Annotated in this window: 18 protein-coding genes; 14 read left to right on the top strand and 4 right to left on the bottom strand. The window is 64.7% G+C overall.

Annotation, left to right across the window (positions count from 1 at the left end; genetic code table 11):
• Positions 1-3: 3 nt before the first annotated feature.
• From C2L80_RS02595 to C2L80_RS02530, 13 genes are all read left to right on the top strand, one after another.
• A complete protein-coding gene (locus C2L80_RS02595) occupies positions 4-780 on the top strand; it encodes a nucleotide exchange factor GrpE (protein ID WP_087196829.1) in 777 nt (258 codons plus the stop codon).
• Between the two features lie 260 nt (positions 781-1,040).
• Positions 1,041-1,991: a DnaJ C-terminal domain-containing protein gene (locus C2L80_RS02590; RefSeq protein WP_087196827.1), complete on the top strand. Its 951-nt coding sequence runs from the start codon at positions 1,041-1,043 to the stop codon at positions 1,989-1,991.
• Positions 1,988-2,380, top strand: coding sequence for a heat shock protein transcriptional repressor HspR (locus tag C2L80_RS02585; RefSeq protein ID WP_087196825.1), 393 nt, complete (start codon positions 1,988-1,990; stop codon positions 2,378-2,380). Before C2L80_RS02590 ends, C2L80_RS02585 begins: the two co-directional genes overlap by 4 nt.
• 441 nt (positions 2,381-2,821) lie before the next feature.
• Complete coding sequence (gene clpB / locus C2L80_RS02575) at positions 2,822-5,545, top strand: ATP-dependent chaperone ClpB (protein WP_103262573.1); 2,724 nt, start codon at positions 2,822-2,824, stop codon at positions 5,543-5,545.
• A gap of 922 nt (positions 5,546-6,467) precedes the next feature.
• Positions 6,468-7,172 carry a hypothetical protein gene (locus C2L80_RS02570; RefSeq protein ID WP_103262572.1) on the top strand — a complete coding sequence of 235 codons (705 nt, stop codon included), beginning with the start codon at positions 6,468-6,470 and terminating at the stop codon, positions 7,170-7,172.
• 62 nt (positions 7,173-7,234) lie between these two features.
• Positions 7,235-10,060 carry a molybdopterin-containing oxidoreductase family protein gene (locus C2L80_RS02565; protein ID WP_103262571.1) on the top strand — a complete coding sequence of 942 codons (2,826 nt, stop codon included), beginning with the start codon at positions 7,235-7,237 and terminating at the stop codon, positions 10,058-10,060.
• The gene (locus C2L80_RS02560) at positions 10,061-10,648 is read left to right on the top strand and encodes a 4Fe-4S dicluster domain-containing protein (protein WP_087196815.1); all 588 of its coding nucleotides are present in this window, start codon (positions 10,061-10,063) and stop codon (positions 10,646-10,648) included.
• A gap of 92 nt (positions 10,649-10,740) precedes the next feature.
• Positions 10,741-11,559 (top strand): DmsC/YnfH family molybdoenzyme membrane anchor subunit, encoded by an 819-nt coding sequence (locus C2L80_RS02555; protein ID WP_103262570.1) that lies wholly within the window; start codon positions 10,741-10,743, stop codon positions 11,557-11,559.
• A gap of 131 nt (positions 11,560-11,690) precedes the next feature.
• Positions 11,691-12,572 carry a TorD/DmsD family molecular chaperone gene (locus C2L80_RS02550; protein WP_224758817.1) on the top strand — a complete coding sequence of 294 codons (882 nt, stop codon included), beginning with the start codon at positions 11,691-11,693 and terminating at the stop codon, positions 12,570-12,572.
• A gap of 3 nt (positions 12,573-12,575) precedes the next feature.
• Positions 12,576-13,334, top strand: coding sequence for a 4Fe-4S dicluster domain-containing protein (locus C2L80_RS02545; RefSeq protein ID WP_103262569.1), 759 nt, complete (start codon positions 12,576-12,578; stop codon positions 13,332-13,334).
• Positions 13,331-14,413, top strand: coding sequence for a 4Fe-4S binding protein (locus C2L80_RS02540; RefSeq protein WP_169998959.1), 1,083 nt, complete (start codon positions 13,331-13,333; stop codon positions 14,411-14,413). Before C2L80_RS02545 ends, C2L80_RS02540 begins: the two co-directional genes overlap by 4 nt.
• Before the next feature lie 120 nt (positions 14,414-14,533).
• Complete coding sequence (locus tag C2L80_RS02535) at positions 14,534-15,724, top strand: LuxR family transcriptional regulator (RefSeq protein WP_103262567.1); 1,191 nt, start codon at positions 14,534-14,536, stop codon at positions 15,722-15,724.
• Entirely contained in the window at positions 15,721-16,107 is a 387-nt protein-coding gene (locus tag C2L80_RS02530) for a response regulator transcription factor (protein WP_103262566.1), read from the top strand. Before C2L80_RS02535 ends, C2L80_RS02530 begins: the two co-directional genes overlap by 4 nt.
• A 539-nt stretch (positions 16,108-16,646) precedes the next feature.
• Here the strand turns inward: C2L80_RS02530 and C2L80_RS02525 are convergent.
• Together C2L80_RS02525 and C2L80_RS02520 are read right to left on the bottom strand one after the other, a co-directional pair.
• Positions 16,647-17,690, bottom strand: a complete 1,044-nt coding sequence (locus C2L80_RS02525; protein WP_193602616.1) for a Fic family protein — start codon at positions 17,688-17,690, stop codon at positions 16,647-16,649.
• Between the two features lie 327 nt (positions 17,691-18,017).
• A complete protein-coding gene (locus C2L80_RS02520) occupies positions 18,018-19,739 on the bottom strand; it encodes an FAD-dependent oxidoreductase (RefSeq protein WP_239938667.1) in 1,722 nt (573 codons plus the stop codon).
• Positions 19,740-19,953: 214 nt separating this feature from the next.
• Between C2L80_RS02520 and C2L80_RS02515 the strand changes: the two genes are divergently transcribed.
• Complete coding sequence (locus tag C2L80_RS02515) at positions 19,954-21,540, top strand: response regulator transcription factor (protein ID WP_103262564.1); 1,587 nt, start codon at positions 19,954-19,956, stop codon at positions 21,538-21,540.
• Here the strand turns inward: C2L80_RS02515 and C2L80_RS02510 are convergent.
• Both C2L80_RS02510 and C2L80_RS02505 read right to left on the bottom strand, forming a co-directional pair.
• Positions 21,537-22,490, bottom strand: a complete 954-nt coding sequence (locus C2L80_RS02510; RefSeq protein WP_103262563.1) for an aminopeptidase — start codon at positions 22,488-22,490, stop codon at positions 21,537-21,539. The two genes, C2L80_RS02515 and C2L80_RS02510, sit on opposite strands and share 4 nt — an antisense overlap.
• 134 nt (positions 22,491-22,624) lie before the next feature.
• A complete protein-coding gene (locus tag C2L80_RS02505) occupies positions 22,625-23,587 on the bottom strand; it encodes a DUF1177 domain-containing protein (protein ID WP_103262562.1) in 963 nt (320 codons plus the stop codon).

The raw sequence follows: 23,587 nt of genomic DNA, 5'->3' as shown, positions 1-23,587 counted from the left end.
GCTATGCCCAAGCAGCCGAGCACGCCTTCGCCGGAGCGCGCGGCGCAAGGCGAGGCGAAAAAGATTCCCATCGAAGACGCACGTCCTGAGGCCGAGGAGGCTCGGCCTCAGGCCCCTGACACCGACACCGGCGACGGCACCGAACCCCCCACCCCCTCCCCGGATGCCGCCGCCGATACCGAAGCCCCTGAGGCCGACCCTGCGGGGTCGGCCGAGGGCGGCGCTCCTGCGGAAGCCGAGGAGAGCCCCGTCGAGGGCGAGTCTGCGGCTGCCGATGCGGAGCCGGCGGCAGACGAGCTGGTCGCCCAGGCGCAAACCGAGGCCAAGGAATGGCAGGACAAGTTCATGCGCTTGCACGCCGAGTGGGACACCTATCGTCGGCGAACCGCCGAGCAGCGCGAAGCCGAGAAGGCCCGTGCCGCCGAAAAGCTGGTCACGAACTTGTTGCCGGTGATCGACGACTTCGAGCGCACCATCGACTACGCGGCGAACAACGGCGAGGCCGGTCTGCTGGACGGCGTGAAGGCCGTTCACTCCAAACTGGTCAACACGCTCACGTCCGGCGGCGTTGAGGTGATCGATCCGAAGGGCGATGCGTTCGACGCGCTCGAGGCGCAGGCCGTCGCCACCGTGGACGACGCGAGCGTTCCCGACGAGACGGTGGCCGAGGTGTACCAGAAAGGTTACAAGATGGGAGCGAAAGTCTTGCGGCCCGCGATGGTAACCGTCACCACCGGAGGCCCGAAGCGGGAGAAAAAGCCCGATCAGGAGCAAGAGTAGGTTCCGTCGGCCTGACGGCCGCCGGAACGAGCCGCCGCTGCGGTTGGCTGAAGCACCCGATCTTCGCACGATCTCAGAGGCTCACGTACGAAGTACGCTTCGCCTCTGCGATCCTGCGAATCTCGGGCATTTCAGCCACCCTCGCTGACTTTGGTGGCCCTGCGGATGTTTAAGCAAGAACCGACTGACTGGGAGGGGCGGGCGTTTTGGCCCGCCCCTGCCGCATACGAAAAGGTGTGACAGGAAAGGTGGTGGGATGCATGGCGGCGACTCCCGATTATTACAAGACGCTCGGCGTTCCACGCACGGCGACGGCCGATGAGATCAAGAAGGCTTATCGCAAGCTCGCGCGCAAGCACCACCCCGACGCGGGAGGCGACGAAGGGAAGTTCAAGGAGATCAACGAAGCCTACGAGGTGCTGTCGGACGACAAGAAGCGCAAGCTCTACGACCAGTACGGCACGGCGAACGAGAACCACATACCCCAGGGTTGGGGCGGCGGCTCCGTGAACGTGGGCGACATCTTCGGCGGCGGCGCGGGCGGCTTCGGCAGCTGGGCCGACATCCTCGAAAGCATCCGCCGTGGCGAAGGCGCGTTCGGCACTGAATGGGATTTCAGTGACTTGGGCGGCTTCGGCGGGGCGCGCCAGCCCCGTCCGCGCGCGGGCCAGGACATGAACGTCACCCTCTCCGTGACGTTCGATGAGGCGTTCAAGGGCGTCGAGAAGCGCGTGACCGTGCGTGTGCCCGGCCGCAGCGAATCTGAAACGCTCTCCGTGAAGGTGCCGGCCGGTGCTGTGGACGGGGGTCGTTTGCGCTTCAAGGGCAAGGGCGGCCCTGGCGAGAACGGCGGCGCGGCGGGCGACCTTCTGATCACCACGAAGATCGAGCCGCATCCCTATTACACGCGCAAGGGAGCCGACGTGCTCATGGACGTGCCGGTGAGCGTGGCTGAAGCCGCGCTGGGGGCGAGCGTCGTGGTGCCCGCGCCCGACGGCACGAAGGTGCGGGTGAAGGTGCCGAAGGGCACGCAGGACGACACGGTCCTGTCCGTCAAGGGCAAGGGCGCTCCGCAGGTGAAGGGTGCTGGCTCGGGCGACCTCAAGATCACCGTGAAGGTGGTCGTGCCCACGGAGCTGAACGAGGGGCAGAAGAAGGCCATGGAGGACTTTTTGGCTGCCACCACCGCCGAGGTAAGGAGTTGGTCGTGAGCGATCGCACGGACCGCAACCGTCCGCTGTACATGATCAGCGTGGCCGCGCAGCTGGCGGGGGTCCATCCGCAGACGCTGCGCGCGTACGAGCAGAAGGGCCTCGTGTCGCCGCAGCGTACGAGCGGCAACACGCGCATGTACTCGCAGGCGGACATCGACCGGCTTGAGCTTATCAACGAGCTGACGAGCGAAGGCATCAATCTGGCCGGGGTCATCCGCATCCTCGACCTGCAGGGCAGGTTGGACGAGCGCGACGCCGAGCTTGACGATTTGCACAAGAAGGTGCGTCGGCTGGCCGACCGCGTGCACGAGCTCGAGACGCGCGAGAGCGTGAACGCCCTCGTTCGCGTTTCGGACCTGCCGCCGACCTTGCGACGGCTGCCGTAGGCTGCCATGGGCGACGGCGCGATCAGATGCGACGACGGTCCGCGTGCGGTGGGTGGCGGGCTGCAGGCTTCGGGCCGCGGCCCGCGTACAGCGGGCGGCGGGCGACAGGCTGCGGGCTACGGCCTGCGCGCTGCGGACGGTGGACGACAGGCTGCGGGTTGCAGGTTGCGATCTGCGGTTGCAGTGTCGCCAAGCGGTTTGGCGATGCGGCTTGTCTCGCGGCGGCAACCCGTTCGGCCTCGCTTCGACGGTCTCGGGATTCTGCCGTTCGTCTTGGCGCGATGCCCTGCCGATCGCATCCCGGCTGCGCTTCGCTCGCAAAGCCGCCCTACGCCAAGCTGCCGCAAGAGCGTTGCCGCATCGCCGTATGACGGTTCGGCGTTCGAGATGTTTCACGTGAAACATTTCATGATCGGAAAGATCATATAAAGGAGGAACACCATGAACATGGGCAACCTGAACAAACTGGCCCTGACCGCGCAGGAGGCGTTGCAGCAGACCATCGTCATCGCCTCGGAGAACGAGTCGTCGCAGGCAGAGCCCATCCACATGCTGAAGGCGCTGCTCGAGTCGAAGGAGAACAACCTGTCGGCCATCATCAAGCGCATCGGGGCCGAGCCGTTCCAGCTGCTTTCCAACGTGGATGCGGAGATCGCGCGCATGCCGAAAGTCAAAAGCAACGGCATGATGATGGCGGGCGCTCCGGGCCCTGCGCTCATGAACCTCATCGACAGCGCGGTGAAGATCGCCGAGAAGTTGGGCGACAGCTACGCCACGAGCGAACATCTGCTCATCGCGCTGTCGGAGGACAAGGGCGCTGCGGGCAAGATACTCAACGGCGCGGGCGTTACGCGCAAGACCATCGAGGCCGCCTACGACGAACTGCGCGGCGACACGCGCGTGACCGATCCGCAGAACAAAACGCAGTTCGAGGCGCTTGAGCAGTACGGTCAGAACCTTACGCAGAAGGCGCGCGAAGGCAAGCTCGATCCGGTCATCGGCCGCTCCGAGGAGATTCGCCGCACCATCCAGGTGCTTTCGCGCCGCACGAAGAACAATCCCGTGCTCATCGGCGAGCCGGGCACCGGCAAGACGGCCATCGTCGAAGGATTGGCCCAGCGCATCGTGGCGGGCGACGTGCCGTCGTCGCTGCGGGACCGCGATCTGGTGGCGCTCGATCTGGGCGCGATGGTGGCCGGCGCGAAGTACCGCGGCGAGTTCGAGGATCGCTTGAAGGCCGTGCTGCGCGAGGTGAAGCAGAGCGAGGGGCAGATCATCCTGTTCATCGACGAGCTGCACACCATCGTGGGCGCCGGCTCCACGGGCGATAGTTCCATGGACGCGGGCAACATGCTCAAGCCGGCGCTTGCCCGCGGCGAGCTGCACGCCATCGGCGCGACGACGCTCGACGAGTACCGCAAGTACATCGAGAAGGATGCCGCCCTCGAGCGCCGCTTCCAGCCGGTGCTGGTCACGGAACCCACGGTGGAGGACACCATCGCCATCCTGCGCGGCCTGAAGGAGAAGTACGAGATCCACCACGGCGTGCGCATCACCGACGCCGCCATCGTCGCCGCGGCCGAACTCTCGAACCGCTACATATCCGACCGCTTCCTTCCCGACAAGGCCATCGACCTCATGGACGAGGCCGCCAGCCGTCTGCGCATCGAGATCGACTCCATGCCCGAAGAGGTGGACGCCGCCGAACGCAAGCTCACGCAGATGCAGATCGAGGAGCAGGCGCTGATGAAGGAGAGCGACGAGGCCTCCAAGGAGCGCCTTGAAGCGCTGCGTCGCGACATCGCCGCTGCCCAGGAAAGCCTCGACAAGCAGAAGGCCGAATGGCAGAACGAGAAGGACGCCATCGAGAACGTGCAGAACCTGAAAAGCGAGCTCGAAGGCGCTCAGCTTGAGGAGGAGCGCGCCACGCGCGAAGGGGACCTCGTGAAGGCCTCCGAACTTCGCTACGCCCGCATTCCCGCGCTGCAGCAACAGCTGCATGCTGCCGAGGAGGCGCTTAACGTGAAGCAGCAGGACGGCGCCATTCTCAAGGAGGAGGTGTCGGAGGACGAGATCGCCGAGGTCGTGTCCACGTGGACGGGCATTCCCGTGCAGAAGATGATGCAGGGCGAGATGGCGAAGCTCGTCGACCTCGAAGACAAGCTGCACGAGCGCGTGGTGGGCCAGGACGAGGCCGTGTCGTCGGTGGCGGGCGCCATTCGCCGCAACCGCGCGGGTTTGTCCGACCCCGACCGCCCCATCGGCTCGTTTTTGTTCCTCGGCCCCACGGGCGTGGGCAAGACCGAGCTGGCGAAGGCGCTCGCAGAATACCTGTTCGACAGCGAGAAGGCCATGGTGCGCATCGACATGTCCGAGTACATGGAGAAGTTCAGCGTGCAGCGCCTGATCGGCGCGCCTCCGGGGTACGTGGGCTACGACGAGGGCGGCCAGCTCACCGAAGCCGTGCGCCGCAAGCCCTACAGCGTGGTGCTGCTCGACGAGATCGAGAAGGCGCACCCGGACGTGTTCAACGTCCTGCTGCAGGTGCTTGACGACGGCCGTTTGACCGACGGGCAAGGGCGCGTGGTGTCGTTCAAGAACGCCATCATCATCATGACCTCGAACGTGGGCAGCCAGTCCATCCGCGAGTTCTCCAGCCAGGAAACGGGCGGCGACACCATGGGCCAGATGGTCGAGGACATGATGAAGGGCGATATCGCCACCACGGCGAAACGCTTGGCAGAGCTGCAGCAGCAGGTGAACGAGGCGCTTCGCTCGACGTTCCGTCCCGAGTTCTTGAACCGCATCGACGACATCATCACGTTCAACGCGCTTTCCATATCGGCGATGGAGCCCATTGTCGAACTGCAGCTCAACGACGTCCGCGACCGTTTGGCCGCCCGCCGCATCACGCTCGACGTGACGCCCGCCGCCATGGAGCACCTGTCCATCGACGGCTACGATCCCATCTTCGGCGCGCGCCCTCTCAAGCGCCTTATTCAGCGCGAGATCGTGGACCGCATCGCCGAAAAGGTGGTGCAGGGCACGCTGCGCGACCGCAGCCACGTGCTGATCGACATCAACGCCGAGGGAGACTATGAGTGCACGGTGGAAGAACCGCTCGACCTCGACTCGATCACCCTCGACGCCGAGCCGGTGCAGTAGCCGCGGCGTCCGTGGGCCCTCTCGCGTGAGTGAGCGAGAGGGCGGGCGCGCTAAGCCTCTATGACGTACGCCCCCTGTCCGCAGCTCGCGGACAGGGGGCGTCGCTATTTGCAAGGGGGCGTCTTGGCCAAGAGGAAGGCTGGCTCGCTGGCTTCGATCAAGTCCCTTACCCTTCTCTTCGTTTCGTTGCCCGAAGAGCTGTGATCTCACCTGGCCGCTGGTGTGCCGGTGTTCGGCTGTCGGCTCATCTTCAGCCGATGGACGATGTGCTTCCAACCGTGTTCCTGTGGACGCGCCTGTGATCCGCGTAGGAGGCGAGGATTGCTGGAGCGCCGTCCTCAAGCCAGGTCGAATGGCGTTCGGGTGTTCCACGCGCGCGATTTGCGGGAAGAGACGCGTGTTTTTCTAGCTGCATGGGCGTTTCGCGCGAAACGCCCTTCTGTCGAGTTCGGTCGAACGCAAACATGAGAGAGCGCGTAGGACGGGCAGACCGAAACAAAATCTCAGGGAACGACATCCTCCCAGTTCAATCGCGTCATCCATCATGCATTAGCCCAGCAATTTCGACTGATGAGCGCATGGTTTCGCATGAATCACGCAGCACGACGCTGGCGCGTGGTGCGATCAGAGTCGATGATCGCACCGAGCCTGACGAGAGGGCTGCGATAAGGCGGGAACGCTTGCCTGTGGCGAGCGGAAGACGAGTGGCGCTTGGCGCGGACGGCTGGCGAGGGGCGATGCGAAACGAGAGCCCGCCATCGGCTGGAAGGGCGCGTTTGGGTTCGGCTTCGTTGGCATCTGTGCTGAGCGTGCAACGCGCATGCGGACCGCGGCGCGCCATGCGCGAGGCGACGGCTGTGCGCGATGCAGGCGACGCGCGCGGAGCTGGCGTGGTCGGAAAGAAGCAAAGGGGGAGCGTTCTATGGTTTCAGCGCACGATGGCGCAGCGACGACGTTCGATGAGCGATGCGAGCTTCTCGAGGACGCGCTCACGCGCCAATCGCTCCATAGGGAGGTGCTCTACAAGACGCTCGCGTTGTGCCAAGAGCGCCGCGAGCTTTCTGCGGTCGAGGCGGCTATAGCGGCGTTCCCCGAGTTCGCCGAGGCCACCCAAAGCCAATACCACCTGATCTCCGTGCTGGTGGATGCCGGCGGGCTTGCACGTTTCCTTCTTGACGAGGCTGGGGACCCCATTGATCCGGATGCCTTCGAGGGGTTGTCCGAAGACGAAGCCGACGACCTCGTCTTCGGCGAAGCGTACGAGACCACCGAAGTGGGCTGCGCGCTCGTTCGGCGGCACGACCCTCGCGCGCGCCTCGCCGAATTGATGGAGCGCGAGCCGCATCGAGCCGCCGTTTATCGTGATCTGTTGGCGATGTGCGCTGAAAGACCGCGCACGTACGGCGAGATCGATCAGGTGCTTCGCGGAAGCGAAGCGCTTGTGCGCGAGGAGGATGGCCGACGGTCGGTCATGCAGCCCAGCGTGCTGGTGGACAGGCTGCAGCGCGCCGCGGGGTTGGTGTGGCAAAACGCATGGAAGACGACACCGGAGGGAAAGGAGTTTCTCGAACGCAATGACGAGAGGGGCGCGACGGATGGGTCGAAGCGGTCGGGTGGCCAAAGATAACCAGGAGGCTCGAGCAATCCGAAGCGCCCAAAGGCGCGACACGAGGAGGAAAGGAAGAAACTATGGCAATGAAAGCGAGCATGACGCGTCGAAGCTTTGTCAAGACGACGGCGCTCGCGGGCGCAGCGGCTGCGATCGGCGTGTCGCTATCGGATTCGCTTGTGGAGGTTGATCCGGCATATGCAGACGAGCCGGTCGAGACGAAGGTCGTGAAGACATCGTGTCACGGCTGCATTCAGATGTGCCCCGCGCGTGCGACCGTGGAGAACGGCGTGGTGACGAAGCTCGAAGGCGATCCCGATGCCCCGGTGAGCCGCGGCAGCCTGTGCATGAAGGGCTTGAACCAGCTGCACACCATGTACAGCCCCCGTCGCGTGCTGCATCCGCTCAAGCGTGCCGGCGAGCGCGGCGAGAACAAATGGGAGGTCATTAGCTGGGACGAGGCTATCGAGGAAGCCGCCACGCATATCTGCGACGCCATCGACAAGTACGGCCCGTACGCGTTCTTCGCAAGCGTGGGAGGCGGCGGGTCGTATTCGTTCATGGAGGCGATGACGCTGCCGATGGCGTTCGGCTCGCCCACCGTGTTCGAGCCGGGATGCGCGCAGTGCTATCTTCCGCGCTGGAGCCTGTCGAAGCTGTTCTACGGCGGCATCGACCAGTCCATCGCCGACAACGCCGTGCAGGAGATATTCCGCACGGGCGACGACAACAAGGCCGAGGTCGTGGTGTTGTGGGGCGCTCAGCCATCGGTGAGCCAGACAGCCGAATCGGGCCGCGGCATGGCCGAGTTGCGCGCCAAAGGCGTGAAGACCATCGTCGTCGACCCCAACTTCTCGCCTGATGCGGTGAAGGCCGACGTGTGGCTGCCCGTCCGTCCTGCCACCGACACCGGGCTTCTGCTGGCATGGTTCCGCTACATCTTCGAGAACAAGCTCTACAACGAAGAGTTCACGAAGTACTGGACGAACCTGCCCTTCCTCATCGACCCGGACACGAAGCTGCCCGTGGAGGCCAAAGAGCTGTTCCCCGATTACGTGTCCCCCACGCCGGACAACACCCCCGCCTACGCATGCTTCGATGCAAGGACGAACGCGGTCGCCCCCTTCCCTTACAGCGCCCCTGCGGATTCGCCGGTGGACCCCGAGGTGTTCTGGGCGGGCGAATTCAACGGCAAGACCTACAAGACGGCGGGGCAGATCTACAAAGAGCAGGCCGACCCGTGGACGCTCGAGCATGCCGAGGAGGTGTGCTGGGTGCCAGCCGAGCGCATCGAGGAGGCCATCAAACTCTACACCGGCGCGGGCGTGGCCGGCATCGCCAACGGCGTGGCCTCCGACATGACCGAGAGCGCGAGCCAGGTGCCGCTCGGCTGCATGGGCCTCGACTCCATCATGGGCTACATCAACAAGCCCGGGTGCACCATGACGCAGTACGGCGCGGCGGGCGCTCCTCCCACGAAGCGCCCGGTCACGTACAACAACGGTTTCGACGGCATGTTCTCCGACATGTACGGAATCGGCGCGGTCGTGGGCATGAGCCCGGCTGAGAACGAGGCGCGCGCAAAAGCCCTCGGCGAGGCGAATCCGCAGCAAAAGTTGGCGAACCAGCTGCTTATCGATCGCTTGGGCATGAAGGACCACAAGGGGCTGTACGCGTGGTGCCACTCCCACATCCCCACCGTCCGCGAGGCCATCGCCACCGGCGAGCCGTACAAGCCGCGCGTGTGGTTCGACATGTCGGGCAACAAGCTGGCGATGCTCGGCAACGCGAAGTCGTGGTACGAGGTGTTCCCGGAGATCGACTACATCATCGGCCAGTATCCCATGCTCACGTCGTTTCACATCGAAGCCGCCGACCTGGTGTTCCCTGTGCGCGAATGGCTCGAAGAGCCCATGGTGAACATGACGCAGCTGAACACCCAGTGGCTGCAAAACGAAGTGGTCCACATCGGCGAGACGGTGTCGCATTCCATTCCGGCGGCGCAGGTCATAGCACGATGCAAGGAGAAATGGGGCGGCTCGCTGCCCGGTCTTGTTCCCGGCTACATCGGCAACGCCACCGAGGAGGAGGTCAAGGCGAGCGTCGCAGAGACGCTGCACGCGCCCAGCTGGGACGAGCTGGTGAACAACACCGACACGTACGTGCCCTACGTCACGCCGCCCGAGGAGTACTGGCATTACAACCAGCATGAGACGATCGTGGACGACGGGTTGCCGGCGGGCTTCGGCACCGAGAGCCGCAAGGTCGAGACGTACTGCCAGATACTGATCAAGCTGGCGCGCACGGGCTATCCGTTCTGCTATCCCGAGCCGCAGGAGGCGTGCGAGGACTACAGTCCCATCTGCGAGTTCATCGAGCCGGCAGAAAGCCCCGTCAACGACGACACCGACGAGTACCCGTTTGTCCTCACGTCTGGTCGCGTGCCGTACTTCCATCACGGCACTATGCGCCATGCGGCTTTTGCGCGCGAGCTGTATCCGGCACCCGATGTGCGCATTAACCCGCGCAGCGCAGCCGAACTGGGCATCGAGCATATGGATTGGGTGAAGGTGAGCAGCCGACGCGGCGAGATTCACGGTCGCGCCTATCTCACCGAGGGCGTGCATCCCGGAGTCGTGTGGATGGAGCGCTTCTGGAATCCCGAGTGCTACGACGCGTCCGTTCCGGAGGAGAAGCAGACGGCGGGGTGGCGCGAGTGCAACGTCAACGTGCTCACGAAGAACGACGCCCCGTTCAACGAGGTGTACGGCTCCTATACAAACCGCGGCTTCACGGTGAAGGTGGAGAAATCGGAGAAGCCCGACAACATCTGGGTGGAACCGGAGCAGTTCGCGCCCTTCCTGCCGACGCTCCACAGCGAGCCGATTACGAAGGATGTGTTCTAGATGAGGAACTGTCTTGTCATCGACCTCGACCGTTGCAGCGGCTGCGATTCGTGCATCGTCGCGTGCAAGCTCGAGAACAACATCGATCTGGGCAATTATTGGAACCAGGTGATAGCCGTGGGTCCTACGGGCACCCACCCCGACATCGAGCAGTACTGGCTGCCCGTGCAGTGCCAACAGTGCGAGAACGCCGCCTGCGTGCACGTGTGCCCCACCGGTGCCAGCTACCGCGACGAGAAGACGGGCGTGGTGCTTATCGACAAGGCCAAATGCATCGGATGCCAGTACTGCATGATGGCGTGTCCCTACGGCGTGCGCTCGTTCAACCAGAAGGAGAAGGTGGTGGAGAAGTGCACGCTGTGCAGCCATCGCACGGCTGATGGCGAGGGCGTTCCCGCTTGCGTGCACAACTGCTGCTGCGGCGCGCGTCTCTACGGCGATTTGGATGATCCATCCAGCGACGTGGCGAAGGCCGTGGCCGCCGCCTCTCCCGACGCAGTGCACCATCTGCCCGATCCGGGCAGTGCGAAGCCTGCGACGGTGTATCTGCTGTCGCCGAAGACGGCAGCATGGAAGGAGCTGGTGTGAATGTCTGCGACGGGTACGCCGGCGGGACGCTTCTCCCGTGCGCGTCGGGCCGCTTCGTGCGGCGTCTCTCTTGAGGAAAGGGGTTGAGATCCATGGCGATCCAATGGCCTTTGGTCATTTTCAGTCTGCTCGCGGGAGCGGGTGGGGCGTTGCTTGCGTTTGTCGGCTTGTCCGGGGTGCTGGGCCTGGCCAAGAAAGCTCGCGTTCCCGCGGCGGTCGGCGCGCTTGTGCTGCTGGTGGTGGGAGGATGCGCGTCGGTGGCGCACCTGGCGCAACCCGCCAACATCATGGCCGCTGCCGCGAACGTGTTCTCGTTCAGCGGTATCTCGGTCGAGCTCATCATGCTGGGCGTCAACGCCATCGTGGCCGTGGCGTACGTGCTGACCGCACGCGGTGAAAGCGCGAATGCGACAAAGATCGTGGGCATTGTGGGCATCGTGACGGGCGTGGCCATGACCTTCGTCGTGGGCAACGGTTACGTCATGGAGGCGCAGCCGAACTGGAACACGCCTGCGTTGCCGTTCGCCTACCTGGGCAGCGGACTGGCCACGGGCGGCGCGCTGTTTGCCACGCTCATGGCCGCGCTCAAAACGGATGAAGCCGATTTCAGGGGCATCATGCCATGGGTGCTGGGCGCGACTGTCGTCCAACTGGTTGCGTTTTTGGCGTACGGGTTCGCGATCGGGTTCGCCGCTGACGTGCTGCTGTACTGGGGCGGTGCGGTGATCGTGGGTTCTGTAGGTGCTATCGCGTGCGCGGCGTTCATAGCGAAGGCGTCCACGATGGCCTATGCGACGCTCGTGTGCGCGGTCGTGGGCGGCATCTGCCTACGTGCGCTCATGTGGCTTGTGGGAACCGGATTCCTCGATGCTTTCGGCACCGCCGCAGTGCGCGGCGTGTGGGGAGTCTGACGTTTGCTCGTCGGCGGGCGCGGCTGCAAGCGCCCGCCGACGCCTTCGCACTGCGCGCCTCCATTTCTCCCTCCCTCCCCGGCGAGGCGCGCGGTGCGAAGGCTTGGCGAAAGAAAAGAGAGGGGTTGGAGATGGGCGAGGCGAGCGAGAGCGTGCGCGAGGCGTTGGGCGGCGGTGCGAACGGAGCAGCGACGGCGGTTGCGACGGCGGTCGCGGCACCGGGCACGCAGGCAGATGCAACAGGCAAGGACGCAGCGGATGCCCAAGCGGATGCGATGGGCGGGAAAGCGGTTGGCAGTCGTGCGGGCTCCAAGGGCGCAAAGGCGGTGCCGAGCGCGGCAACGTGCGCTGATCTGCGCGCCGTGCTGGAAGCGCGCGCGTCGTTTTACGAGACGTTGGCGAGCCTGTATTTCAAGCCGCTCACGCAGGAGCAGATCGACGCCATGGCCGCCGCAGACTTCTCGGCTTACGCCGACGTCAACGATGTGTTCGCCGAAGGCCTCAACGACATGGCGCGTTATCTGCGCCATCGCAACAGCGGCACGCGCCAGGAGCTTGCCGTGGACTTCACCGGAGCGTTCGCCGGCACGTCGGCGTACGAGGGCAAGACGGCGGTGCCGTACAAGTCGGTGTTCACCAGTGATAAAGGGCTCATGTACCAAGAGGGCTACCAGGAGGTGTTCGCCGCATTCAAGCATGAGGCGGTGAAGCGCCGTGCGGGGCTCGACTGGCCCGATGACCACCTGTCGTTCATGTGCCAGTTCATGGCCATTCTGAGCCGACGGGCTTCTCGTGCCCTCGAGCAAGGGGACGTGAGCGGCGCCGTCCACGATCTCGAGGCGTCGCGCGAATTTTTGGAACGGCATATGGCCTCGTGGTTCACGGACTTCGCCTCGCTGGCGAGCCGTTTGCTGAGCACGCGCTTTTACCGCGGCGTCCTCAAGGTGACCGAAGGTTTTTTCAAGCTTGATGGGGAAACCGTGGCCGATTTGCTCGACGAGGTGAGGGGGTAGGCCATGGGCGGCTTTCGTACTGCCAAGTCGAACCCTGCCGTTGTCGCGACCGCCGTTCGCGATGATGGCGAGCGTGCTGTTGTAGACGGCTCTTCGGACGGCGCCGTGCGTATCTCGCGGCGTGAAGTGGTGACGGGCGGCGTGGCCGTCGCCGCTTTGCTGGCTTTGGGCGGGACAGGCGTGGCGCTTGCGGGCGAGCGGCAGCTCCTGCGCCCTCCGGGCGGCCAGAACGAGGGGCGTTTATGGGGCGCGTGCATCAAATGCGACCGGTGCCGCAGCGCGTGCCCGCATGGCGCGATCGACGTGGCGCATCTCGAGGATGGCATCGTGAACGCGCGGACGCCGAAGATGAACTTCCGCAAAGGTTTCTGCGACTTCTGCTTGCCCGATGGGGCGCACGTCGCAGAGGGCGCTGGCGCGGTGCAGCTCGACCCGCTGTGCGTCCGGGCCTGCCCCACGGGCGCGCTCGTTTTCGGGTTCGACTGCATGCCCGGTGGCGACAAGATCGGCGTGGCGCGCGTGGACGTTTCCGAGTGCCTACTGTACCGCTCGGGATCGGGCCGCTGCTCGAAGCAGTGCGTGGAAGCATGCGCGTTCGGTGCGCTGTCGTTGGGGGAGGACGGCCGTCTGATGGTCGATGAAGAGCGTTGCAACGGGTGCGGCGCGTGCGAATGGTCGTGCCCGTCCAGCTCGTATGCAAGCTACACCGGCTCCGGTCGGCGCGGTATCAACGTCGAGGCGCGGGGAGGCGAATCGTCATGAGCGATGCCAATGACCAAAAGGCGGGCGGCGCGCCGTTCAAAGGGAGCGAAAGGGGCAGGGCGGGTTCGTCGCGTCAGGGAAGGCGGTTCCGAAGCGCCACGGCGCGGGGGCTTGTGGCCGCCGCCGTGCTCGCGGTGGTGGCGGTTGGCCTTGCGCTGCCCACGGGCACGGGAACGCTTTCGTCCATGGGATGGGGCGCCATCGCGGCGGTGTGTCCTCTCGGCGCACTCGAATCCTTGTTCGGGGCATGGGCGTTCGTTCCGCGCGCTCTCATCGCGTTTGCGGCAATCGTGCTGATCGTGGTGGTTGCGGGCAAGGCGTTCTGCTCGTGGGTGTGTCCGATCCCCCACGTGCAGAGCCTGTTCAAGACGAAGAGGCGGGCGCGCGAGGAGGCTGCCGAGCGCAATGCCGCCGCAGACGCGGCGCTTGGACGCTGGCGGCGCGGCGAGAAGCCGGCCCGTCCCAAAGTTGCCGTCGATTCGCGCCACGCGGTGCTCGGCGGGGCCTTGCTTTCGACGGCCATCTTCGGTTTTCCGGTGTTCTGCCTCGTATGCCCCGTGGGGCTGACGTTCGCCACGTTCATAGTGCTTTGGCGGTTCGTGCAGTTCAACGAACCCACCTGGGGATTGCTCGTGTTTCCAGCCGTCATCGTGCTCGAAGTGGTGGTGCTGCGGAAATGGTGCGGCAGGATATGTCCTTTAGGGGCGCTGCTGTCGCTTGTGTCCACGTTCAATCGGCGGTTCCGTCCCACGGTCGATTCCAAGGCATGTCTGCGTGATGTCGAGGACGTTGGATGCAAGGCGTGCGCTCAGGCATGTCCTGAGCTTATCGACCCGTATGCCGATCTGGGGAATCGTTCTATGACGGAGTGCGTGAAGTGCCGCAGCTGCGCCGATGCCTGTCCGGCGCGCGCCATCACGTTGCCGTTTCGCGCTGTGCGCCGTGCCGAATCGGATGGCCCCTCGGGTTTTGACGAGCATGGCGGGCGGTTTGAAGAGCCCGATCGGAGCGAGCGGGGCGTCCGGGCCGGGGGCGATGAGAAGCGTGACGAGTCGTGCTTGGGCGCGATCGGAAAGTGACGGCATCGGCTTGAATGATAACCGGGAAACCTGGCGTATACTGTCGAGAGGGCGGCGGCGCGATGGAGGCGGGGGCTTTCGTCGCTGCTCTTAGTTGGCTGGGATCCGAAGGGGGAGGTCATGCCAGAGGAGAAAGGGAGGAAAGCCGAAGCGCGTCCGGGTATTGTACGCGAGCTGGTTTCGCTGTGGCCCTCTCTGCCGTATTTGGGATACGGCGTGTGGTTGGCGTGGGCGTGCCTTGCGTACAGCGGCACGCTGTGGCTTTCGGATGTTGAGACGAACGGCGAGAACCTTTCGCAACTCTACATGGTGTCCACGGCTGCTTTCGGCATCGTGTGCTTGGTGGTTCCGTTCGCGGTAAGGCGCTTCACGCAAGTGTTCGAGCGACGCAGCGTGGTTGTCGGCGCCGGCGTGTGCGCAGCGTTGGGATGCGTGCTCGTAGTGGCGGTGGGGCCGTATTATCTTGGCCAGTTCGTCGAGATGCGTCCGCTGTTCTGGCTCGGAGCGGCTTTGAGCGGCATTGGCACGGGCGTTGTGGGGCTGAAGTGCGGCGTTATGTACGGAGCGCTGGCACCGCGGCGCGTGCTGCTGTACGCGGCCACGTCGCAGATCGTGGTGGCGTTCATCTACTTTGCCGTCATAGGGTCGCCGCCGTGGGCGCTGGCACCGGGAGGCCCCTCGGTCGTGGGCATTCTTTCGTTCACGCTGTTGCCGGTGGCAGCGGCCTTGCTGACGGTGCTGCCGACGGGCTCTTTCGCGAGCAGCGAAGCAGGGATGCGCCCTCTCACGTTTGGCGAGAGCAAGCGGGCGTTGCCAGGAGCGTTCTGGCGGCTTGTGGCGTTGTCGTTTTTGCTGCCCGCGGTGGCCTCCATGATGCGTGGCGTGGTGGTGGACGCGCATGCGCTTGCCGTGACGCTTGAAGGCAACAACATCCTCATGCTGCTGCGCGTGCTCATGGCGGCGGCGTTCGTGGTGGTGGCCGTGCGCGTGGACGCGAGCCATATGAACTTCGGGAAGCTGTACTCGCTCATCGCCATCTGCATGGTGGTGACCATTGCGTGCGTGCCGGTGTTCGGCGCGCACAGCAACGAGTGGAGTTTGCTGATCTACTGCGCATCGAGCGTGTTCGAGTTCGTCATGTGGTGTCTGCTCGCGTTCGTGGTGTTCCAGAAGCGCATCTCGCCGATCATCGTGTTCGGCATCGGGCGCGGCGCGTTCATGTTGGGCAGTGCGCTGGGGTGGTCGTTCGGCGTGTACGCCCTGCCTTCTATCTCGGGGGGGGGGGCAGTTCAGAGTTTGCGTTTTACATGATATGCGCTGGCGTGGTGCTGGTGCTGTCGTTCGTGCTGTTCTCCGAACGCGACTTCGAGCGGATGTTCTCGCCCATTGGCGAAAACGAATTGTCGTTCGAGAGTTTGATGGATGTGGATTTGCGCGAGCGCACGCAACGGGAAGGCGGGCGCGGCAAGTTCTCGCGAGCGCTTGAGGGCATCGCCGAAGGGCATGGGCTGTCGGCACGCGAAGCCGAGGTGTTCCGCTATCTGGCCATGGGCCGGGGCAGCGACTATATCGCTGACAAGTTGCAGGTGTCGTGGAACACCGCGCGCACACATACCCACAATGTGTATGTGAAGCTGGGCGTGCATTCTCGGCAGGAGCTTATCGACCTGGTGGACGAGGCCGTTCGGAAATGATGTGCCCGCATGATGGCTGCGCGGATGCGGAAGGCGTCGTTCGTGGCGGGAAATGACGGAAAACCGCTTTTGCCCTCGCTAACTTTCGGCCAATCGGTTACGCGTCGATATGCCGAGCAGGGGAAACGCCAAAGGGGCTTCGTTGCCGTAGTCCCATTGACCCTGCCGAAAGGCGGTTTTCCGTCATTTCCCGCCACGAAACCGCTTTCGTAAGCCTCTGCCTTGCTGCGTCTTCTGGCTTTCGCCATGCAACCGCTTTGCATTCTGAAAATGCCCCTGCAAGTGCGAGGGGACGCGCGGGCGGCTCGGGTCGTGCGGGCGGTTTGGGACGGGCGGGCGGTTCGGGTAGCTCGCGCGGCTTGGGACGCACGGGCGGCTTGGGACGGGTGGGTGCGTCGGTCGATCGCGTGGCTTGGGACGCGCGTGCGGCGCTCGCAGATGCGGAGCGTGCGGGGGCGAGGCTGCAAGGTCGCTGATTCGGCATTCGGGGGAAGGCGCGCTTGCGGCCGAGATGGAGGGTGGGGGCGAAGGGGGCTCTCCTAGCGGGTTTTCCGGTAGCGCGTTGCCCTGGCCGCCCCCACTTTCTCGATGCGGCCTTCGGCTTGAAGTTTCTGCAGAATGCGTTCGATGGTCCTTTGGCTCATGGTGGGGTTGGCGTCCATGATCTCGCGTTTGCTTGCGCTTGCGACCAAGGAATCGAAGTAGCCTTCGAGCGCGCTTTCGTTGGACTCGCTCGACGAGAGCAGGGAGAGCCGAGAATCGAGCGTTGCGTAGCATGCTCCGATCACCCCGAGCAGGTAGGTGACGAACGGCGTGTAGTCGTTTTTCCCCTCGCTCCATCCGGTGGAACTTGCGCGAAGGACCTCGTAATAGGTTTCTTTCGATTTCTCTATCTCTGCCTCGATAGACACGTACTTTCCAACAGTGTATCCGTTTTGATAGAGCAGCAGCAGGGTCAAAAGCCTGCTCATCCTGCCGTTGCCATCGTTGAACGGATGGATGCTCACGAAGTCGAAGACGAAGACGAGGCTGACGAGCAGCGGGTCGTAGATGCCTTTCTTTATCTCGCTGGCGTACGCGTCGCAGATTTCCTGTACGGCACCGGGCGTCGCTGCGGAAGGGGTCGGCGCGAAACGGGTGACGAGCTCTCCCGAGGGTAGCCGTTCCGCAATCGTGTTGTCTGTATCTTTCCATCTTCCGGCGAACGAGACATCGAGGTATCGATAAAGATCCCGATGGAATTGGAGGATGACCCCAGGGGTCACGGGTATGTCGCCATGAGGCTCGTGGATCATGTCGAGCACGTAGCGGTATCCTGATATCTCGCGTTCGTCGCGGTTTCTCGGCTCGATCTTCTGCTCCACCAGCTCGCGCAGCCGTTTGTCCGTGGTCGATATGTTCTCTATCCGGTTGGACGCGCCGGTGCTCTGGATTCTCGCCACTTCCTCCAGACTGTTCAGAATATCGGGTGTCGTTGCGATGTAGAGCGATTGCCTTCCTCGATGCTCGCGCACATTTCCCAGCGCCGACATGATTTCGGGACTCATGAGGCGGGAGAGTTTCTTGCTGTAATCGAATTGCATCACGGCCCTCCTGAGACAGGAATCATCGCCATTTGATCTGAATATGGCGATGATACTACACCGGTGGCGAAGATACGCTTGCAAACAGAGAGGGATTACGCGACAGATTGATGAAGCGTGCTGAACGGACGGCGCCTATCTTGTTGTCGGGCGCGTCGGATGAGCGGCGACCTTGCTGGCGACGGGCCGACGCGCCAATCGGGGCGTCGGCCCGTCGCTAAAGAAGCCGCTGGCACCTGTCCTGCCTTTGTGCATGCGGCTGACTGCGTGCGTGAAGGCGCAAGGAGAGAGGGGCGTGCCTCCCTCCTCGCGCGCTTTGCGCCCTGCCTACGCCTCCGTCGCCTCGCCTAGAACCTTGCCGATGGTGTAGCCCATCAGGCAGTTGCGGGTATGGCTCAGGCAATTCAGATTATGCGGGTACGTGTTGAAGAACATGCCTCCCGACGTGATGCCGGCTGCGAACAAGCCCTCGATAGGCTGGCGCTCCTTGTTCAGCACACGGCATTCGGTGTCCACGAGCAATCCTCCGCAGGTGTTCAGGCCGTCGGCGTACTCCTTCGTCGCATAGAATGGCGGCGTGTCGATGGTCATCATCATGCTTCCCGGGAAATTGAAGTCCTCGTCCTTGCCCGCTGCGGCCATCTCGTTCCAACGCTCGATGGTGGCCACGAACTCGTCTGCCGGAACCTCCATAAGCTCCGCAAGCTCTTCGAGCGTGTCGGCTTTGAGCGCGTTCTCGCTCGTGGCCGCAGCCACCCACACTTCCTTCGGACCGTAGCACGACGAGCTGGGCGTCCAGATCTTGTCGATCTTCTCGCCGATGGCCCCGTCCACGATGTAGAAGTCGTACGTGCCGGGCTGCGCTTGGATGGCCATTGCCAGATGGCCGTACGGCTCGTATTCGGGCGTGAAGCGTTTGCCCAGCTTGTTCACGCGCAAATACGGCATGAGCTGTTCGGGATCGAGCGCTATGGGCTGCGGGAACTCGTCTTCGGCAGCGCCTACGGCAAGGCCCATCTGATGCCCATCGCCGGTGTTGCCGAACGCACCGGTCAGCCAGTGGCCGGGGACGCTGCGCGGGCGGCAACGCTCCTTGAGCATCTGCTGGTTGAACTCGTAGCCGCCGGTGGCCAGCACCACGCCCTTGGCGCAGTTGTACTGCTCGTAGCCCTGCTCGCTCTTCACGATGACGCCGGTCACTTTGCCCGCGTCGTCGGTGACCAGCTGGCAGGCTGGGCAGTTGTAGCGGATCTCGACGCCGGCGTCTTGCAGGATGCCGGCAAGGATGCCCGCCAACTCGCCCGGAGGGTACGGAAGGTTGAGCGAGGTGTTCCATGAGCGCGACATGCTCGTCGCGTCCCATTCGTCGCGGAAGTTGGGGAAGTCGCCTGCAGCGAATGTGAGCGGGTAGTCGTCAAGATTCTGATTGTCGAAGTGACCGACGTACCAGTCCACGGCCTCTCCGTTCGCCTCGAGCCAATGGCGGTACAGGGCGACGTCGCCTTGGAACGAGCAGTCGATCATCGCGTCGGCCAGCCAGGCCTCAGTGTCGTACGTCATGCCCCAGTGCTGATGGATCTTGGAGTTCGTGCCGCCGATGGTGGCAGAGTTGTAATTGCCGGTGGACTGCTTTTCCACGGCGACGGTTTTCAGGCCGTGCTCGGCGCAGGAGAGCGCTGCCGCGTCGCCGGCGGGGCCGAGGCCGCACACCACCACATCCACGTCGTGCGTGGCCACGATGTCGTCGGCGGCGATGGGATCGGCCACGAACGCGATCTCGCCTTCGCCGGCGGCGTTCACCTCGACTTCTTCCACGACGGGCCATACGGCTTGCGAAGGATCGGTTGTCTGCATGGCACCTGTCGCTGCGTCGGTTCCCTTGCCGGCCGCGCCCGCGCTTGCGTCTTGCGCGGCGTCCGATGCGGCTTGCGGTGCGCAGCCGGCAAGGCCGGCGAGCGCGGCCAAGCCCGCCGTGGCGGCAGCGCCCGAAAGGAACGTGCGGCGGCTCAAACCTTCGTGCGCCATGTTCTCGCGTGCGGAATGCTTCATGTCATCCTCCCTTGTTTCGCGGTGTGCATCACGGCGTCCGGTGCAGTGCCGGATCGCCTTCGATCATGCCTCTTATCGTGGGCGTCCTGGGGAAGCGGCGCATCTTCCAAAACGGTATATTTTGCATTGATCGAGGTCAGAAGGCTCCGTTCTCGCGTGAAGGCGAAGTGCGCTTGCGGTATGATGCTGCCGGAACCGAGAGGGAGGGGATGCCATGCGTCGTTCTCGGAGCGCGCGCGGATCCGAGCAGGCGCGCGTGGAGGCCCGCTCGCTGATCAAGACGGTGGCGGGGTCGTCGTTTCTGTGGGCGTGGGGGTTCTTATGCTATCTGAGCCCGGCGCTCATTCCCCAGCCGAATGCGGGTGGCCAGAGCGTCGGGCTTGAGTACGGCTTTTTCGCGTCCCAAGGGGCGGTGGTGCTGTTCGCATTCGTCGTGGCGCTGCGGGCTCGCCGCCGTCGCATCGTCGTGCGAACGCCCGTGTTCCTTGCGGCGGCGGTTGTCTCGTCGCTTACCGTGGTCGTTCTTGCGCAAGCCGTGCGCGCGAGCGCGCTGCCGGCTGTTCTCGCATGCGGGGTCGTCGACGGCTTCTGCGTCGCGCTGCTTGGGGCGGCGTGGGGTGCGCGGTACTCGTTGGGGTCGCGCGGCATGCGCCCGCTCGTGGTGGTGTCGTTTTTGGTGGCGTATGTGCTGTACCTGTTGGTGGCCCATGTGCCCGAACCTTGGTCGATGGCGGTCGCGTGTGCGCTGCCCCTCGCTTCATGGGCGCTGTGGATGAGCGACGCTTCGGCACGCCACGAATTGTCTGCCGATGTGTTTCCGGATCGCGATGCAAACGAGGCGGCTTCGATGCCCGGCGAGTTGTCGGCTGGTTTATGGGAGGCGCGCGTGCTTCCGTGGCGGGCGGTCGGCGTGCTGGTGGCGGCTGCGTTTGTGGGCAACCTCGTGGCTTCGGTGGTTATGGGGCGTGGGTATGCGAGCGTTGACAGTCTGTTCTTCGGCGGCGTCGTTGTGTGCGCATGCATTGCCACGATGTCGCTCGTGCCGTTGACGGCCGGTCGCAACGCGCTTTCAGTGGAGGGGGTCTATCGCATCACGCTCACGTTCACGGCAGTGGGGCTGGTGGCTATCATGGTGTTCGGCACGGCGGGCATCCCGGTGGGAGGGGCCCTGGTGCAAGGCAGCGCGTTCTTCCTGCAGGTGCTCGTGTTCTTGGTCATCACGCAGAGCACGCAGGAGGAGGGCTTGTCGCCTTTGCTGTCGTTCAGCGTGGGGCAGGCCCTTATCGCGGGGGTAGTGTTCGCGGGCAACGTGCTGGGAAAGCAGGTGTTCGCGCTGTTCGGTTCCGATGCGTTTGTGCTCGACGTTGTGTGCGGATGCGGACTGCTCGCGCTGTTCTTCATGTTGGTGTCGCGCGCGAGCGCGGGCGGGGGGATTGAAGGGGCCGGGACGGTCGCGGAGGAAGAGGGGGAAAGCGGAGAAGGTCGGGAAATGGAGAAGGAGGGGAAGCTGCGGGCTTCTCCCCTGCGAGGGGGACGAGGACCGTCCTCGTCCCCCTCGCCTTCTCGTCCGTGCCCCGAGCCGGAACAGGTGGAGTTCGCTCCTTTCGCGGCGCGCTATGCTCTCACGCCGCGCGAGACGGAGGTGCTTGGTTACCTTGTACGGGGTCGCACGCTTCCCTATATCGCCGACGCTCTGTTCGTGACGACGGGGACAGTGAAAACGCACACGGTGCACATCTACCGCAAGCTGCAGGTGAACTCTCGCCAGGAACTGCTCGACCTGTTCGAGGCGAGCGCTTAGACGAACTCCCCCTCGCAGATGACGCGCTCGTCGTCGAGGTAGAGGGTGGGGCGAAGGACGATGCCGTCGAGATGGCAGTCGGCTTTCGTGACGCCGCCGAACGAGGTGTTGGTGCCGAAGGCCACGTGGACGGTGCCGTAGAGCTTTTCGTCTTCGAGGATGATGCCGCACAGCTTGGCCGCCTCGTTCGTGCCGATGCCCAGCTCGGCGATGGTGCCGTTCTCGGGACGCTCGAACAGCACGCCGAGGCGGTCGGCGTACGGGCCGTGCTCGTCGGCGCCCTCGATGCGCACGAGGCGGCCGTGCTCGATGGTGGCGATCATCGGCGAGGCGAGCGTTCCGATGCCCACCATCGAGCCGTCGATGACCACGCTTCCGTTCGCCTCGGCCTCAAGCGGCGCGATGTAGGCTTCGCCCGAGGGGAAGTTGCCGCTCGCGCCCGGCTCGCGGTAGACGCCGGGGCTTGGCACGCCCGGGCGTCCGGCCAGGGAAAGCTCCAGCACACGGTCGTCCTTCTCGATGCGGGCGGTGCGGGCCTGCGTGAGGCGGTCGGCAAGCTGGCGGGTGCGGCGCTCCACTTCGGCGTAGTCGGCGCAGGCCGCGCCCTCGCGCAGCATGTCGAGGGTGATGCCGGGCATCGTGACCACGCGGGCGCCGGCCTTTGCGGCTTCGATGCGCGCGTTCGTGTGGGTGATCGACTGCGCTGTGGGGCAGAGCGCGACGTCGGCTTCGCGCATGGCCGCGGCGACGGCGGCGGGCGGCTCTTCGCCGGCCACGCGGCCTTCGGGCATGCGCAGGATGAGCGCCCGCCGGCCAAGCGCGCGGGCGGCTTCGTAGAAGAGCTCGCCCACCTCGCGCGTGGCGTCGTCGGTGACCACGAGCAGCGTTTCGTGCGCGGCAAGCGCGAGGTTGGTTTCGACGATGGTGCGCGCTCGCTTGTCCAGATCCATGCGGTTTCGTCCTTTCAGTTCGTTTTTGCTGTTCAGCGTGGAATGTTTCACGTGAAACATTCCAGGGATGGCGCTGTGTGGTTCTCCGCGCGGCCCTCCGCGATGCCGCCGCTTCGCTTGCGGGATGGTGGGGCTTACGCCTGCGGGTCCTCCGCAGGGAGCGCTCCCATGCCCTGCAGATGCCTCATCGAGCCGTAGCGCGCCACGAAGCACTCGAACTCCCCCTCATCGTAAAACGCGCATTTCCCTTCGCCGAACGCCTTCGCCACCTCTATCATGAACGATCCCGCCTCGTCCAGATCGCCCAAGCGCGTGGCACCGGTGGCGCAGCCGGGGACGGCAGTCTCGGTGGTGACGGCCACGCCCACGACGGGCGCGTCGGTGGCGGTGCAGGGCTGCAGGATGGAGTTCAGGTGGTACAGGCCGTTGCCGTAGGGTGTGATGTCGGCCATCGACAGCGGGTAGGTGCGGGCACGCCGACCCGTCGCGATTTCCATGAGCGACACGAGGTCTTCGCTCACGCGCAGAATGCACCCTTCCTTCACCGTGGGGGAGATCATGAAGCCGCGTTCGTTCATGATGCGGTTGCCCTTCGTCGTGTCCACCACGAGCACGGCATCCAGCTGCGCGCCGCCCACTTCCTCGCGGTTCACGTCTGCCGTGGCCACAGGCGAGCCCATGAACGCCACCGGCTCGTGCGGGAACGTGGGCGCGTGCGGGCACACGTGCGTGGAGATCACCACGTCGCCTGCCAGCACGTCGCCGCGCGCATGCATCGACACGAGCTTCGCCGCGCAGGCCAGCGCGGTGAGCGCGCCGTCGCCGTCCGACACGAAGCCGATGCGCTCCGGTCGCGCCCCCAGCCCGCCCAAACGCCCGAGCAGCCCGATGGTGGGCGCGTCGCCGCCCGCTGCACGCCCGCGCGAGCCGGGTATGCGCACGCGCACCATGTCGGTGGTGCCCTTCGGTCCCTCGAGCACGTACGTTTCGGCGTCGCATGCGGGGTCGATGCCGCGCAGGTGCTCGACGACGGCCACTCCGCTGGTGGCGGGGTCGTCCAGCAGGTCGTACAGCTCGATCAATTGTTTGAAGATCAT

It is taken from the genome of Rubneribacter badeniensis (assembly GCF_002899695.1).
In the GTDB taxonomy this organism is placed as follows: Bacteria; Actinomycetota; Coriobacteriia; order Coriobacteriales; family Eggerthellaceae; genus Rubneribacter; species Rubneribacter badeniensis.
Note: the sequence above shows the minus strand (reverse complement) of the source record. Positions and strands in the feature narration are given on the sequence as shown.

What these genes read in the sequence shown, in the direction of transcription:
- C2L80_RS02560 (WP_087196815.1), top strand. Translation starts at nt 10,061, where the DNA reads ATGAGGAACTGTCTTGTCATCGACCTCGACCGTTGCAGCGGCTGCGAT.
- C2L80_RS02545 (WP_103262569.1), top strand. Translation starts at nt 12,576, where the DNA reads ATGGGCGGCTTTCGTACTGCCAAGTCGAACCCTGCCGTTGTCGCGACC.
- C2L80_RS02505 (WP_103262562.1), bottom strand. Translation starts at nt 23,587, where the DNA reads ATGATCTTCAAACAATTGATCGAGCTGTACGACCTGCTGGACGACCCC.
- C2L80_RS02525 (WP_193602616.1), bottom strand. Translation starts at nt 17,690, where the DNA reads ATGCAATTCGATTACAGCAAGAAACTCTCCCGCCTCATGAGTCCCGAA.
- clpB (WP_103262573.1), top strand. Translation starts at nt 2,822, where the DNA reads ATGAACATGGGCAACCTGAACAAACTGGCCCTGACCGCGCAGGAGGCG.
- C2L80_RS02550 (WP_224758817.1), top strand. Translation starts at nt 11,691, where the DNA reads ATGGGCGAGGCGAGCGAGAGCGTGCGCGAGGCGTTGGGCGGCGGTGCG.
- C2L80_RS02510 (WP_103262563.1), bottom strand. Translation starts at nt 22,490, where the DNA reads ATGGATCTGGACAAGCGAGCGCGCACCATCGTCGAAACCAACCTCGCG.
- C2L80_RS02520 (WP_239938667.1), bottom strand. Translation starts at nt 19,739, where the DNA reads ATGAAGCATTCCGCACGCGAGAACATGGCGCACGAAGGTTTGAGCCGC.
- C2L80_RS02530 (WP_103262566.1), top strand. Translation starts at nt 15,721, where the DNA reads ATGATATGCGCTGGCGTGGTGCTGGTGCTGTCGTTCGTGCTGTTCTCC.
- C2L80_RS02565 (WP_103262571.1), top strand. Translation starts at nt 7,235, where the DNA reads ATGGCAATGAAAGCGAGCATGACGCGTCGAAGCTTTGTCAAGACGACG.
- C2L80_RS02595 (WP_087196829.1), top strand. Translation starts at nt 4, where the DNA reads ATGCCCAAGCAGCCGAGCACGCCTTCGCCGGAGCGCGCGGCGCAAGGC.
- C2L80_RS02590 (WP_087196827.1), top strand. Translation starts at nt 1,041, where the DNA reads ATGGCGGCGACTCCCGATTATTACAAGACGCTCGGCGTTCCACGCACG.
- C2L80_RS02555 (WP_103262570.1), top strand. Translation starts at nt 10,741, where the DNA reads ATGGCGATCCAATGGCCTTTGGTCATTTTCAGTCTGCTCGCGGGAGCG.
- C2L80_RS02570 (WP_103262572.1), top strand. Translation starts at nt 6,468, where the DNA reads ATGGTTTCAGCGCACGATGGCGCAGCGACGACGTTCGATGAGCGATGC.
- C2L80_RS02540 (WP_169998959.1), top strand. Translation starts at nt 13,331, where the DNA reads ATGAGCGATGCCAATGACCAAAAGGCGGGCGGCGCGCCGTTCAAAGGG.
- C2L80_RS02535 (WP_103262567.1), top strand. Translation starts at nt 14,534, where the DNA reads ATGCCAGAGGAGAAAGGGAGGAAAGCCGAAGCGCGTCCGGGTATTGTA.
- C2L80_RS02515 (WP_103262564.1), top strand. Translation starts at nt 19,954, where the DNA reads ATGCGTCGTTCTCGGAGCGCGCGCGGATCCGAGCAGGCGCGCGTGGAG.